Source organism: Plantactinospora sp. DSM 117369, from assembly GCF_053764795.1.
Genome location: NZ_CM132446.1, coordinates 2,402,169 through 2,415,176 on the forward strand (window position 1 = coordinate 2,402,169; position 13,008 = coordinate 2,415,176).

At 66.1% G+C, this 13,008-nt stretch carries 11 protein-coding genes and 2 pseudogenes; 5 read left to right on the forward strand and 8 right to left on the reverse strand.

Annotated features, from left to right (window positions below; genetic code table 11):
• Window positions 1–268 precede the first annotated feature (268 nt).
• A complete protein-coding gene (locus ACSMXO_RS10675) occupies window positions 269–3,106 on the forward strand; it encodes an AAA family ATPase (RefSeq protein ID WP_455417550.1) in 2,838 nt (945 codons plus the stop codon).
• Window positions 3,107–3,383: 277 nt separating this feature from the next.
• Here ACSMXO_RS10675 and ACSMXO_RS10680 read toward each other — a convergent pair whose 3' ends face one another.
• On the reverse strand, window positions 3,384–3,857 hold the full coding sequence (locus ACSMXO_RS10680; protein WP_455417551.1) for a MarR family transcriptional regulator: 474 nt from the start codon (window positions 3,855–3,857) through the stop codon (window positions 3,384–3,386).
• A 68-nt stretch (window positions 3,858–3,925) separates the two neighbouring features.
• Here ACSMXO_RS10680 and ACSMXO_RS10685 point away from each other — a divergent pair, with 68 nt between their 5' ends.
• Window positions 3,926–4,312: a hypothetical protein gene (locus ACSMXO_RS10685; RefSeq protein ID WP_455417552.1), complete on the forward strand. Its 387-nt coding sequence runs from the start codon at window positions 3,926–3,928 to the stop codon at window positions 4,310–4,312.
• Window positions 4,313–4,584: 272 nt separating this feature from the next.
• On the opposite strand, the gene ACSMXO_RS10690 is transcribed toward ACSMXO_RS10685, so the two are convergent.
• Both ACSMXO_RS10690 and ACSMXO_RS10695 read right to left on the reverse strand, forming a co-directional pair.
• Complete coding sequence (locus ACSMXO_RS10690) at window positions 4,585–5,685, reverse strand: response regulator (protein ID WP_455419217.1); 1,101 nt, start codon at window positions 5,683–5,685, stop codon at window positions 4,585–4,587.
• Window positions 5,662–6,387 (reverse strand): annotated as a pseudogene (locus tag ACSMXO_RS10695) (histidine kinase); the annotation flags it as partial. The gene ACSMXO_RS10690 and the pseudogene ACSMXO_RS10695, both read right to left, overlap by 24 nt.
• A gap of 173 nt (window positions 6,388–6,560) precedes the next feature.
• Between ACSMXO_RS10695 and ACSMXO_RS10700 the strand changes: the two are divergent.
• Both ACSMXO_RS10700 and ACSMXO_RS10705 read left to right on the forward strand, forming a co-directional pair.
• On the forward strand, window positions 6,561–6,995 hold the full coding sequence (locus tag ACSMXO_RS10700; protein WP_455417553.1) for a DUF6326 family protein: 435 nt from the start codon (window positions 6,561–6,563) through the stop codon (window positions 6,993–6,995).
• A 310-nt stretch (window positions 6,996–7,305) separates the two neighbouring features.
• A complete protein-coding gene (locus tag ACSMXO_RS10705) occupies window positions 7,306–8,037 on the forward strand; it encodes a class I SAM-dependent methyltransferase (RefSeq protein ID WP_455417554.1) in 732 nt (243 codons plus the stop codon).
• Between the two features lie 170 nt (window positions 8,038–8,207).
• On the opposite strand, the pseudogene ACSMXO_RS10710 reads toward ACSMXO_RS10705, so the two are convergent.
• The 4 genes and pseudogenes from ACSMXO_RS10710 to ACSMXO_RS10725 form a co-directional block, all read right to left on the reverse strand.
• A pseudogene (locus ACSMXO_RS10710) lies at window positions 8,208–8,921 on the reverse strand (IS256 family transposase); the annotation flags it as partial.
• A gap of 132 nt (window positions 8,922–9,053) precedes the next feature.
• Complete coding sequence (locus ACSMXO_RS10715; RefSeq protein ID WP_455419218.1) at window positions 9,054–9,710, reverse strand: group II intron maturase-specific domain-containing protein; 657 nt, start codon at window positions 9,708–9,710, stop codon at window positions 9,054–9,056.
• The gene (locus ACSMXO_RS10720; protein ID WP_455417555.1) at window positions 9,707–10,531 is read right to left on the reverse strand and encodes a transposase family protein; all 825 of its coding nucleotides are present in this window, start codon (window positions 10,529–10,531) and stop codon (window positions 9,707–9,709) included. The genes ACSMXO_RS10715 and ACSMXO_RS10720 overlap by 4 nt, the downstream gene beginning before the upstream one ends.
• An 801-nt stretch (window positions 10,532–11,332) precedes the next feature.
• Window positions 11,333–11,725, reverse strand: a complete 393-nt coding sequence (locus tag ACSMXO_RS10725; RefSeq protein WP_455417556.1) for a hypothetical protein — start codon at window positions 11,723–11,725, stop codon at window positions 11,333–11,335.
• A gap of 356 nt (window positions 11,726–12,081) precedes the next feature.
• On the opposite strand from ACSMXO_RS10725, the gene ACSMXO_RS10730 reads away from it, so the two are divergent.
• Window positions 12,082–12,666, forward strand: a complete 585-nt coding sequence (locus ACSMXO_RS10730) for a DUF3800 domain-containing protein (protein ID WP_455417557.1) — start codon at window positions 12,082–12,084, stop codon at window positions 12,664–12,666.
• Here the strand turns inward: ACSMXO_RS10730 and ACSMXO_RS10735 are convergent.
• On the reverse strand, window positions 12,663–12,983 hold the full coding sequence (locus ACSMXO_RS10735) for a winged helix-turn-helix domain-containing protein (RefSeq protein ID WP_455417558.1): 321 nt from the start codon (window positions 12,981–12,983) through the stop codon (window positions 12,663–12,665). The two genes, ACSMXO_RS10730 and ACSMXO_RS10735, sit on opposite strands and share 4 nt — an antisense overlap.
• Window positions 12,984–13,008 lie beyond the last annotated feature (25 nt).

Below are 13,008 nucleotides of genomic sequence, written 5' to 3' on the forward strand. Positions count from 1 at the left end.
CCATGCCGCCGTACCACCTCCTCGAATTCTCCGTACACGCGGCGGAAGTCGATGGCAGCCGCGTTCGGCTTGTTCGATCAACACCGCCAATTGATCCACTTTGGATCGGCGTTGCCGTCGGCTAGCCTTCGGTGCCATGACTCCAGGATCTACGCAAGAGCGCCGAGGTGGCATCACGGTACCCACCGAAGGATTTGCCCACAGTCGAGCGATTGACGTTGCCGGCCCGGCTCGATGTGCGCAGATTTCCGATTGGTTCGCCTGACCCATGACGCTTCTGGAACGTGATCAAGAGCAGGTGCGGATTCAGGATCTTGCCGCTGGTCTCGGCTCGGGGAGCGGCGCCGTCGTGCTTGTCGAGGGTGCACCTGGGATCGGCAAGTCGGCGCTACTGGCGAGTGTGTGTGGGAACGCCCGCCGGCGGCAGGTCATGGTGCTCGCGGCGCGCTGCGGTGAGCTTGAACGGGACATGCCGTTCGGAGTCGTACGGCAGCTGTTCGAGCCGACTCTGCTTACTGGCACTGCGGCTGACCGGGCGGACCTCCTCGCCGGTGCGGCCCGACTCGCCTCGGTGGTGTTCGAGAGTCGCCCCGCTGCTTCTGACCTACCGGTCGGCGATGTTGCGCATGCTCTCTACTGGTTGTGTTCCAACCTCGCGGAGCGCGGATCGCTGCTGCTGGCGGTCGATGATGTCCACTGGGCTGACGAGGCGTCGCTGCGGTTCCTCTCCCACCTGGCCCGACGGGTCACGCATCTGCCGGTACTGCTGCTGCTTGCCACGCGCCCGGCCTGGCGGAAGGGCCGGTCACCGGCAGCCCGGGTACTAAGCGGCGTCACATCGCACTTCATGCCCCTGGCTCCGCTGACCGGTGAGGCCGTTGCGGTGTTGGTTCGTGACTCCCTGTCGGCGGACGCGGAGGAGGAATTCTGCGAGGCGTGCACCTCGGCCAGCGGCGGCAATCCCTTCCTGCTCACCGAGGCAGTCAACACGCTTCGCGCCATGGGTGTCACCGCCAGAGCAAGCGAGGTGCACCACCTGGGAGCCCTGCGGTCCGATTTCATCACGAGATCCGTGCTGGAGCGCATCAATTCGGTGGGACCCCAGGCCCTGCATCTGGCCCGAGCGGTGGCGGTGCTCGGTGGCTCGGCAACTCTGCACCGGGCCGCGACACTCTCCGGCACCGCTGCTGACATGGTAGGGCCCGGCTCAGAGGAGATGGGTTCCAACCAGGCCGCGAAGATCATCGACCTACTCGTACGGGAGGGTGTTCTTGCCCCGGGGCTACCCCTCGACTTTGTACATCCGTTGGTCCGTACCGCTGTCTACACCGATATCAGCGCGTCGGTGCGCTCCCACACGCACAAGGCGGCGGCCCTGATGCTGGCGGACGAACACTTGGCGCCTGAGCACATCGCGCCCCACCTCCTCGCCTGCGAACCAACGGGTGACCCGTGGGTCGCCGATGCCCTGCATGCCGCAGGGCGCGCGGCTCTCGGCCGCAGCGCGATCGAGAGCGCCATCGGCTTCCTGGAACGGGCGCTGGTCGAGCCGCCCGAACCATCCGTCCATACGTCGATGCTCGTCGACCTGATCCGGGCACTGGTGCTGTCGAACCGGCTCGACGACGCCGCGGACCGGCTGCAAACGCTCCTGTACACCCCCGGCACCACTAACCTCCCCGCCGAGACCGCAGTGGAACTCGGCACGCTGCTGGTGATCGCCGGGCAGCGCTATCACGGCGGCCACCTGCTGCGGTACGCGCGGAACGTGGCGGGCAGCAGCCCGGAGATCGCCACCCGGGTCCTCGCGGCAGCCGCCTTTGGCGGTCTCACCGCCATGGATCCACCCCACATCTGGATCCGCCAACTGGAACAGGCAGTGCCCAACCTATCCGGCACCGCAGACGCAGACCGCATGGTGTACGCAACCCTCGCGTTCCTTGCCGGCGCTACCGGCGACCGCCCGGCGGACGAAGTCGCCCGGCTGGCCTCTGTCGCCGCGACCGGTCCCTTACCGGCCAGGAACTTCGGCATGCTAGCCAATCTGGCCGGCGCGGCCTTCGCCATCTGCGGAGACGGTGACCAGGCGCTTCAGTTGCTCAGCAAGGGAATCGACACGGCCCGCCAGAGCGGGGACATCGCCACATTGGGCTATCTCCTGGTTCTCCGGTCACACGCCGCGATCGAAGTCGGGCAGCTCATGGAGGCCGAAGCCGACGGCCAAACGGCGATCGAGATCTACCAGGAACGCCCCGAGGAGCGCCCGCTCGCCGCCGCGGTGCTCGTTGACGCGCTCGTCGCCCGTGGCGAGACCGCCGCCGCCCAGCACGTACTCACCACGCTGGGCCTCGAAACACACCTGCCGCTGAACTGGCTGATCGCCCACTTCTTCCACCTGGCCAGAGCCCGGCTCCGTCTCCAGCAGCGCCGCCCCGCAGATGCGCTCGCCGACCTGGCCGTCTGCGGTGACGCGCTCACCGCCGCCGGATACACCAATCCGGCCTTCGCCAATTGGCGCTCCGAGACGGTTCACGCGCACCTCGCCATGGGCGACACCGCCAAGGCCCAGGCCCTGGCCGCAGAGCAACTCGAACTGGCCCGACGGTTCAGCTCCCCACGCTCAATCGGCATCGCCCTGCACACGGCAGGCATGGTCGCGAAGGGCGCGGAAAGCGTCGCCTTACTCCGCGAGGCCGTAACCACCCTCGAAGGCACCTCCGCGACGCTCCACCACGCACACGCCCTCGCCGAGTACGGCGCCGCGCTGCGCCGCAACGGCGACCGCATCGCAGCCCTGGACCCGCTGCGCCAAGCCCTGCACCACGCGACCCGCTGCGGGGCACAATCACTGACCAGCCGGACGATCGACGAACTGCTAGCCGCTGGCGCCCGCCCCCGCCGCGCCACCCTGTCCGGACCCGACGCGTTGACCGCCCAGGAACTCCGCGTCGCCCGTTTAGCCGCGCAGGGCGCCACCAACCGCGACATCGCCCAGCAACTCTTCGTCACCCGCCGCACCATCGAGATCCACCTCAGCAATGCCTACCGCAAACTCAACATCACCTCCCGCCAGCAGCTTCCAGCGGCACTCGCATCAACCAAATGAATCCAAGAACCGTTTGCGGTGCCGTGTCTCGTAAGAGGTGTCAAAGAGGACGGCGCCCGCAGTGGAGGGGTCCAGGTAGCGAGCGCTCTCGAGCCCTCGTGTGACGATCATGTAGCGGCGGATGGTGCCGGCCGCTGGATCGGGTATCGGCGGCGCGTAGTCCACGGCAACATCATCCCCAGCTCGACGCACTACCCCTCCTGCCAGTCGACGTCCGGATCTGTCGATGACAGTGCGTCGCAGGCAGCGCGCGTCCGGATCCGCGTGCGGTGTGCTTCTAACCGCTCGCTGGTGCCGTTTGCGTTGGGCTGGAGACGGCCGCCTCGTACCTGAGCAAGGTATCGACGAATGTGCGTTGTTGCGCTGGGCTCAGCGGCGCGAGGGCCTGTCGCCATGCCCGGGCACCCGGGGACAGCCATTGGGCGATGGCGGGACGGCTCTCAGGGCTGATGTCCACGATGCGGCGACGGCGGTCGGCGTCGTCCTCGCGCCGTACCAAGACCCCTCTGCGGCTCAGGTCGCTCACGATCAGGCTCACCGTGGTCGGTGCCACACCCAGCATCCCGGCCAGTTGGGAGACGGTCAGCGGACCGTCGAGTAGGAGCAGGGACAACATCGACAGGTGTCTCGGCGCCAGCTCAAGCGACCGTAGCTGTTCCGGCGATGGCAGCCGTTTGACCCTGCCGATCAACCTTGGCATCACCAGGAGCAACTTCCTGACGGTGTCGTCCGTGGTGTCAGGCGTTGACATCCGCCCACCTCCCAAATAACTTTGTAAGCAAAGCTAATTTGCGATCAAAATTGTTCACGGAGGATGGTATGCCTCACCTCAGCGTGCATGTGCTGGAGAGCGACCTGGCCGGCCGTGAGACCGCACTGATTCGGAACCTGACCGATGCGGTCGTCGCCGTCTATGGGGAGTGGGCCCGAAGCATCGCGGTCGTGCAGTTGATCGGCCTGCCGCCCAACCGTTGGGGTATCGGCGGCAACCCAGCAGAAGCGCCCTCACCCAGCGTCACGTTCGGCATCAGAGAGGCGGCGTTCAGCCGACCCGACGCCGACGAGATCGTTGCCCGCCTCGTGTCCGGGGTCACGGACGCCATCGTCGACGTCCTCGGGGAGCGCGTCCGCGCCGGCCTCACGATCGAGCTTGTAGGCACCCCGGCCGGGCGCACAGGAATCGGCGGAGTTGTCGTCACGTCATAGGGATCAAGCAAGTGCCGGAGCCGGTTACGAGCACCCAACAACACTCGATCGGCGCACTCTACTGCCGCTGACCGAGTGCGCCAGGCTGCCCGAAGCCGTCACGCTTCATGGCCAGCGTTCCGCGCCGGTAGGGCGCGCGGAACTGCCGATGTGCGTGCACGTGATCATGCGCAGGCGGCTTGCTGCTTGGATTGTCCGGCATGTCTGGTCCACGCCTGACCGTAGGGATCGCGGATTGCCGGGATTCCGGCCGAGGTTGCCCGATGGTCGGTCTACTTCATGCGGTTCGTTTCGTAGGCCCACATGGCGAGTTCGACTCGGTTTCGGGCAGCGAGTTTGGTCATGAGACTGGTGACGTGGAACTTGACGGTGCTGATGCTGATGTGAAGTTCTTCGGCGATCTCGGCGTTGGTCCTTCCTCGCGCGACCCTGCGGAGCACGTCCTCCTCACGTTCTGTGAGGGCGTCGATGGGTTGGGCGGGCGCGGTGGCGGGGGTGTTGGTCGAGAAAGTGGCGAGGAGTCGACCGGTGACCCCTGGGTCGATGAGCACATCGCCTCGGACTGCGGCGTGGATTGCGTGGATCAGTTGGTCGGGTTCGGCGCCTTTGAGGAGGAAGCCTCGGGCACCTGCCTTGAGGGCTCCGTGGATGTACTCGTCGGTGTCGAAGGTGGTGATCACCACGACGGCGATCGGATCGGCGTTTCCTGGTCCGGCGAGCAGGCGAGTGGCTTCGATGCCGTCGAGGTTCGGCATGCGAATGTCGAGCAGGCAGACGTCGGGTCGCAGTTCGCGAGCGAGCGTGACGGCTTCACGTCCGTCGGCGGCCTGCCCGATCACGTCGATGTCAGGCTGACCGTTGAGGATTGTTGACAGTCCCGCACGGACTATGCCCTGGTCATCGGCGATGAGGACGCGAATGGTCATATCGCCGTGCCGTGGCGTGGGAGAACCGCCCGGGACGCCCCAACCGCGATCCGGATTCGGTCCGGCCGTGAGCGTCCCACCCAGTAGGGTGACTCGCTCGGTCATGCCGACCAGCCCGTACCCGGGTTGGTTCGGGGCGGGCGTGGTGCGGGCGCCGTCGTCGCTGACCGTCACCTGCACGTCGGTGGCGCTTCCGATCACGGTGACCTCGACCCGGGTTGCCTGCTGTGCGTGGTGCTGGGCGTTGGTGACCGATTCTTGCGTGACCCGGTAGATGGCGGCCTCCAGAGCCGGTGGGAGATTCGTCAGTTCACCGCGCAGCTCCACGTCGATGCGAAGCGAGTCGGTGCTGTTCGCGGCCAGACGTTCGATGTCGGCAATGCGGCGTTGGGGGGCCATGGCGGGCCGCTTCTGGCGGTCCCGGAGTGCGCTGACCATCGTGCGCATCTCCGCGAGCGTTCGGGCTGCCTCGCGGTCGATGGTCTCCAAAGCCTCGGTTGCCCCGCTGAGCGACGACGACCGCGCGAGGAACAGTCCGGCCTGAGCCTGGATCGCGATCGCGGAGACGTGATGGGCGACGGTGTCGTGCAGTTCCCTCGCCAGATGCTCTCGCTCTTGCAGCTTGGCATGCTCGACCAGCTGCTCGCGAGCTGTGACCCGGTAGCGGATGGACACCCCCAGTGCCGCCGTGAACAGCAACACCGCAGTCCCGGCGATCGTCTCGGCGACCCCGGTGAAATCGGTGCTGACGCTGGCGCTGACAGCGACAGCCATGATGGCGAGCCCGATGGCGGCGTCGCGGCCAGCACCCCATCTGAAAAGCGGGTAGGCAAGTATCAACACAGCCCATCCGCTGTGCAACACCACCGGTTCGGCGCCCGCGACGAACGTGGCCACATCCAGCGCCGCGAACGTGCCGAAGGCGAACGCCACGACCGACAGCGGATGGGTTCGCCGGAACAGGACCGCAACCGCCAGTCCGCATCCGAAGGCGACGGCGACCGGTCGCCATACCAGATCACGACGCAGGACCGCTTCAAGCGCGACTCCGGCCATCACGATCGCGGCGAACACCCAGTCGCCCCGGCCGCGCGCCGGCGGGTTCTTCCCGGCGGGTTCGGCCCACACCGCCGTCGCGGCATTCCACATGACTGTCACAGTAGCGATTGCGCGATGGCGGCGGGACAGCCCCAGGAACAGTCCCTGACCTGGCCCATCGGCCAGGTCAGCCTTGGCCACAGGACTCGTGTGCTCCGCGTCGGTCCTCTCGAAACTGGAAACCGTTCGGCTCTACTCGGCTCACCAACAGAAGGAGACCGTCGGTGGACAGGAATCGGGCAACAGAGCTTCACGATACGAAGGTGGATGTGAAGGTCGCGCTCTGTGGTTTATGGATCTCCCTGCTCTTCGTGTTCGCGTACGTCGACATCTTCGGTTTCTTCCGGGCCGACGTGATCAACGGAGTACTCGCCGGCAAGGTATCCGGCACAGGTTTAGAGATTAATCAGGCTTTCCTCGTCTTCACTACGATCTTCATCGTGATTCCATGCCTGATGGTCATCGTCTCGCTCTTCGCCCGAGCAAAGATAAACAGAGTGGCCAACATCGTCGTCAGCCTGATCTATGTGGTATCCGTGGCCGTGACGATCGTCGGCGAAACGTGGATTTACTACATCCTCGGGACTGTCATCGAGATGATGATCCTCCTCGCGATCGCAAGAGTCGCCTGGACCTGGCCAAAGCATCCTGCCCATTGACAACAATCGACGGCGGCTCGAAGCACCAGTGCGCACCACGGCCCGCCCGCAGCCTCGAACTCATCAGCGTGCAGACCCGTCCGGCGGGCGACACGCCTGGCAGACCACCCCGGCCCGGTGCCGGACTGATCGGACCCGCAATAGTCCAGTAGCGTGCACCACCCACACACGGTGGGCGACCGAGGGAACCGGTGGGCACGCCCACCTGGTTCCAGATCACGTTCCGTTCGGCGTCGGCAACGTAGACGACCACATCCGGATCTGCCGCCGATCGTGCGCGCCATCGACACGAGGATCGGAGCTGTAGAACGTGACCGAGTGGACCAACGATGTCGCCATCCAACGCTGGGGAGCGATGCCCCGCAGCATGTTGGAGCAAACAGCACACGACGGCGATTTCGCCAAACGCCACCTGATCAACCCCGTCCTGCTGCGCATGCTCGGCGACCTGACCCGGCAACGGGTGCTCGACGCCGGCTGCGGCAACGGCTACCTCAGCCGGATCCTCGCCGGACGAGGCGCCACCGTCGTCGGCGTCGAACCCGGCCAATCGCTGTTCGACTTCGCCGTGGAGCAGGAAACCATCGCACCGCGAGGCATCCAGTACGTCCAAGCCGACCTGTGCGACCTGCCGGACCTCGGCGCACCATTCGATGCCGTGGTCGCCAGCATGGTCCTACCCGCCATCCCGGACTGGACCGGCGCGATGCGCGCCTGCGCACACGCACTCAAGCCCGGCGGACTGTTCCTGTTCACCGTCAACCACCCCTGCTACGAACAGCTGTGGCCCACCTGGCGCGAACATGGCGAGTACCGCACCCACCGCTACCTCACCGAATACGAGATCCCCGGCCCCAGCGGCGTCGACTTCCACCGCACCCTCTCCACTTACCTCAACCAACTGGCCCGCCTCGGCTGCCAGCTCACCGAACTGGCAGAGCCCGGACTCGACCCCGACGCCACCGTCGACGGCCCCGACGGCATCGACGCCTACGTCCACCTACCGAACTTCCTCATCGTCGCCGCCTGTCGAACCACCTGAACACATCCTGCCGCCACCCGGCCGACGTGCAGGAAAGGCAGTCCATGCCGAAGGCGTCGCCTCCGCGCACCACGGGGTGTGACCAACGGCCTAGCAGGGCGTCCGTATCTGCTGCCGCCGACCGTGCGAGGAGTGTCAAGTTAACGGCTGATCTTGGTTGTTTGAGGTGGTCAGTGGTTGGCCGGGGTGAGCCGGCCCTCGAAGGCGATCTGGAACGCGTTCAATGGCGCCTTCCAGCGCATGGTCCAGCGCCGGCGGCCGGCTCCGGTCGGGTCCAGGCTCATCAACGCCATGTACACGCACTTGAGCGCGGCCTGCTCGTTCGGGAAGTGACCGCGAGCACGGACGGCCTTGCGGATGCGAGCGTTCACCGACTCGATCGCGTTGGTGGAGCAGATGACCTTGCGGATCTCCACGTCGAACGCGAGGAACGGCACGAACTCGGCCCACGCGTCGGACCACAGCTTCACAATCGCCGGATACTTCTTCCCCCAGGCGTCGGCGAACTCCATGAACCGCTCCGTGGCGGCGTCCTCGGTGGCAGCGGTGTAGACCGGCTTGAGCGCCTTGGCGATCTTGTCCCAGTCCTGCCGGGCCGCGTACCGAAACGAGTTGCGCAGCAGGTGAACCACACAGGTTTGCACGATGGTTCGCGGCCAGACCGTCTCCACCACCTCGGGCAGGCCCTTGAGTCCGTCGCAGACCAGCATCAGCACGTCCGACACGCCGCGGTTCTTCAGCTCGGTCAGCACGTGCAGCCAGTGCTTCGCACCCTCGCCGCCGTCACCGGCCCAGATGCCGAGGATGTCGCGGTGACCGTCGACGGTGACCGCCATCGCGAGGTAGATCGGCCGGTTCGCGACCTGGCCATCCCTGATCTTGACGTTGTGAGGTCGAGCCGCGGCGCGGTGCCGGTCTTTCGACCGGTCCGTTTCCGCGGCCCGCCTCCCGAACCGGACGTGCGGCTTTCACCGCATCCGGCTCTCCACAAGTCCCGGCGGCCCGGGACGCGATCTTCATGCTGCGGTTGGCCACGGGCTCGGGATTCTGGTTCCCCGATATCGGTAGCGGATGGTGCCCGCTTGGGTAGGGTTCCAGAGGGTCACCTCGCCGTCGCTGGGCCACCAGCCGCCGTCGCAGTACCGGCGGCGGAGTTCCTTCCAGCTGATCTTCTTCCGGTGTTTGCGCCGGAGTCTGATCATGATCTGGCGCCAGGTGAACGCTCGCAGGTAGTCGAACGTCTTGAACGACACACCGGGCCGGAAGTAGGTGGTCCAGCCGTGCAGCACCCGGTTGAGTTGGTGTAGCACCTTGGCCAGGTCCAGGTTCAGATCCTGATGACAGATCGTTTTGATCTTCCCAGTGATGGAGGTCAGAGCCTTCTTCGACGGGTAGTTGTAGACGAACTGTCGGGTGTCTCCCTTGCGGCGGTGACGCTGGATGCGCCAGCCGAGGAAGTCGATGCCGTCGTCGATGTGCGTGATCAGTGTCTTAGCCCCCGACAGGCGCAGTCCCATCGGGGCCAACAGCGTCGCCGTCTGTTCCCGCAGGGCTTCCGCGTGCTGACGCTCGCCGCGCACCAGGATGAGGAAGTCGTCCGCGTAGCGGATGAACTTCCACGTCCCTAAACCTTTGCGGCGGCGCTGTTCGCGGTCCCACTGAGCTGATCTCAGCGACTTTGCGGTAGGTACTTGTACTCGAAGTGGGTCAGGTGCAGCGCGGCGGCGACGATGTCACCGATCCGGCGCGGGCTGACGGTGGTGTGACGTAGCGTTTTCCAGCGTCCGACCAGGATCGCGAAGCCGCGTTCGCCCTGCCAACGCAGGCCGCGCAGGAGCCGGTTGTAGGCGCGGTTGTCGGGTGCGAGCCGGCTGCCGTCCGCGGGTTGCTTGATCGGAGTCTTGATGCTGTGGCCCGTGCCTTCGTAGCCGGAGTCGGCCAGGGCGGGCAGGTCGAGATCGGCGGCGGCCCAGTTCAGGGCGGCGGTGATCGCGAGTTCACGGACGCAGCGGGTGTCGTGCAGGTGCCCGGGCATCGCCTCGGAGGTCCAGATCGGCAGCCCGTCGGGGCGCATGACCGCCTGGATGTTCGCGCCGAAGTCGCGGTGCTTGCCGCAGAACCAGGCGTCGATCGTGTCGCCCTTGACCGACAGGGTGGTCTCGGACAGCCGGTCGCAGTCGAACAGTTTGCCGTCCAGGATGACGTGGGACCAGCCGTCGTCGGCCGCCCTACGCAGGGCGGTGTGCAGGTTCTCGGCCTGGGCTGCGAGCACGGTGATTCCCTCGTCGCGGTAGCGGTACGCGGTGGCCCGGGAGATGCCGAACCCGGCGGCGAGCATGGCCATGTCCTCGGCCTTGCGGAACCACACCAGTACCAGCAATGCCTGGTAGAAGCAGGTCAGCGCGCGGGTACCGCGCCGCGTTCCCCTGGCCCGGCGTTCGGCGGCGAGGAGCCGGCCGAGGTACTGCACGAGTTCCCTCGGGACGTCAACCATGGAACGATAGGCAATCACGTGGAGCCCTCTCGAAGACGTGTTTCTGTCGCAAGGATGTGTCTATCGATGGCTCCACGCCTGTTTCCACCACCGCCCGAATCGGGGCCTTCGCCCGTGTCGCATCAATCAACCGCTATACGGCGCTGAGATCACCTCAATACCCGACGTCGGCACTCCACCCTCGACTACCTCAGCCCTGCCGCTTACGAGGCCACCGCCCACGCGAACAGGTCACTCGGCAAGGTAGCGTGAGATCAACTTATCGACCCTGTCCGTCGAATCGGGTCAAGCCCAGACCGTACTAATCTGCCGCCACCCCTCGCGTGCCACCCAGCCGGAGCCACGTCCCCGCTTGACGAAACCCAAAGGGACATTCCCCGCACGATCGTCCTGGTGGATGACCTCCGTACGTTCGTGGATGGCCGTAGCGCCGCTGGCACGAACGGCCCCGCGGCTACCGCGACCGTACGGGTTATGGCAATTTGATCCACCGAGCGGGGTTCCTGGTTCGGGTTGTCTTGGAGTGACAAACCTTGATACCGGAACCCCGCTTCTCAATGCCTGATCAACGCACCCCTTGACCAGCCACGCCCACGCTTAACTGAACGGCGTTGCCATTAGCCCGGCCGCCAGGGCGATCTCACAGCAGTGTCTGGCACAACTGGCCCGGCGTACCCCCGCTGCTACCCGGTGGCGGGGCGTTGATGTTCGTGGACGTGGACTCGATGCTGTGGCGCGGGGGCCGCGTCCGCACGGCGTGGGACACAGCCCCCCGGGGGTCTTGTCGGCGCGGAGAGCAGGCTATGCCTGCGTGGTCACCCATGTGGAACAACTACTGATCTCGATGTACTGGGAGCCCCACTCGCCCCAGCAGGCGCGGTACTGGACGGTGTCCTCTTCTGGGTAGTTGCGATTGATGACGGTCGTCCCGTTGTCCGCGCCGTTGTTGTCCCAGTCGTCTCCTTCTCGACCGCTGGAGATCCGCCATTGGACTACGGCGGAATGGCCGTCCGCCTTTGTGTCCCTGATGTGCCAGTAGTCCCCGTACTCCTCGTACCAGGCCCAACCGGCACCGCCACTGGCATACGCCGTCGGTCCGTTGGCGAGAGCCGGCGTGGAGGCGCTGGCGATGATTCCCAACGCCATCCCTACGCCCGCGATGACCTGAACCAACCTGCGTTTCGGGATACCCATCTTCGTCCGCCTCTCTGGTCAGAACTTTGTTGTGTTCGCTAGCATCGATCACCCAGGGTCATTGCGTTCTCGGGTTGCTGCTGCTTACGGTGGCGATCAAGCCGAAATCACGGCTGTTGATCGCGTCGTTGAGCCGTCGGTAGACCGCCTGGTTGGATTATTGCGTCGTCGTCATCGGACCTCTCCTTCACTTTGCATGCCATGGCCGGGTCCCCGGCTCGCGCCTGTTGGGCGCTCACTGATTCCGACGACGTAGAGCCTGCGAATGTGACGTAGAGCCTGCGAATGTCAGGGAAGGCGCCGACTCACGATCCGGTGCTGCTGCCTACGCCGCCCGGGAAGAGGAGTTGGCCCTGGTGATCGCGGACGAGGTCGACCACCCGGCGCGGCACCGGGCCGACCTGACCCGCTACCTGGTCGCCGGTACCGGCGGCTACCGCTCTCGGCGGCTCACCCGGATCGTCGACACGCTGCACTTCGTGCCGAGCCACGCGTCCCGGCTCGTGCAGGGCGCCGACCTGGTGACGTTCCTGTTCCGCCGGATGCAGACCGCCGCCGTGGATCTGCGTGAGGCGGCGACGAACGAACGACTGTGGTCCTCGGTGCAGCCCCGGGTCTATCGCGCTCAGCGAGCAGCGCCTCGTGGGTTTTATCTCGTCGTTGAGCTGCTGCCAGCGGCGGGCGATCGAGCGCAGGGTGTGCTTCGTCGCGGCGAGAACGGTGGCGACCGGACCGGGACGCAGGCCGGCGCAGCGTTCAATCAGGGGCATCTGCGACAAGGGCTGCAAAGGTTCACGCAGTGTAGGTGGCCGTGCGTTGCCAGGGCGGCTGGTCGGCCGGGCCGCCGGGCGATGCGCCGGGCGAGCCTGCGCCCATCGAACAAGGGCGCAGTGGAACGGTGCCTGGTAGGGCGGCCGGCGAGGGTGCTGATCAGCGGTTAGTGGGCTGCGGAAAGGAGTGCCTCGGCTACTGCGGTTCTCGCGTTGACGATCGTGTGACCGGTTCGGTGGCTGGTGACCAACCCAGCCGCGCGCAGTATGCCGAGGTGTTGCGAGGTGCCGCCGGCCGACAGTCCGATGCGGCGCGCGAGGTCGGTGGTGGAGAGCGGCGACTCGAGTGCCACTAGTAGGTCTGCCCGGGTTCGGCCGATGACTGCCGCCAGCGCACGGGGTGGACAGGGGCTGGCTTCCCACAAGGTGGCGACGCCGCGCGCCGGGTACGCCAGCTGTGGTTGTTCCGCGGCCGTAATGCTGAGCACCGACGGCCACGCGAAGACCGAAGGT

Bases quoted from the DNA above. Each gene is read 5' to 3' on its own strand.
- ACSMXO_RS10725 (WP_455417556.1), bottom strand. From the start codon at position 11,725: ATGGGTATCCCGAAACGCAGGTTGGTTCAGGTCATCGCGGGCGTAGGG.
- ACSMXO_RS10675 (WP_455417550.1), top strand. From the start codon at position 269: ATGACGCTTCTGGAACGTGATCAAGAGCAGGTGCGGATTCAGGATCTT.
- ACSMXO_RS10685 (WP_455417552.1), top strand. From the start codon at position 3,926: ATGCCTCACCTCAGCGTGCATGTGCTGGAGAGCGACCTGGCCGGCCGT.
- ACSMXO_RS10680 (WP_455417551.1), bottom strand. From the start codon at position 3,857: ATGTCAACGCCTGACACCACGGACGACACCGTCAGGAAGTTGCTCCTG.
- ACSMXO_RS10690 (WP_455419217.1), bottom strand. From the start codon at position 5,685: ATGCGCACGATGGTCAGCGCACTCCGGGACCGCCAGAAGCGGCCCGCC.
- ACSMXO_RS10720 (WP_455417555.1), bottom strand. From the start codon at position 10,531: ATGGTTGACGTCCCGAGGGAACTCGTGCAGTACCTCGGCCGGCTCCTC.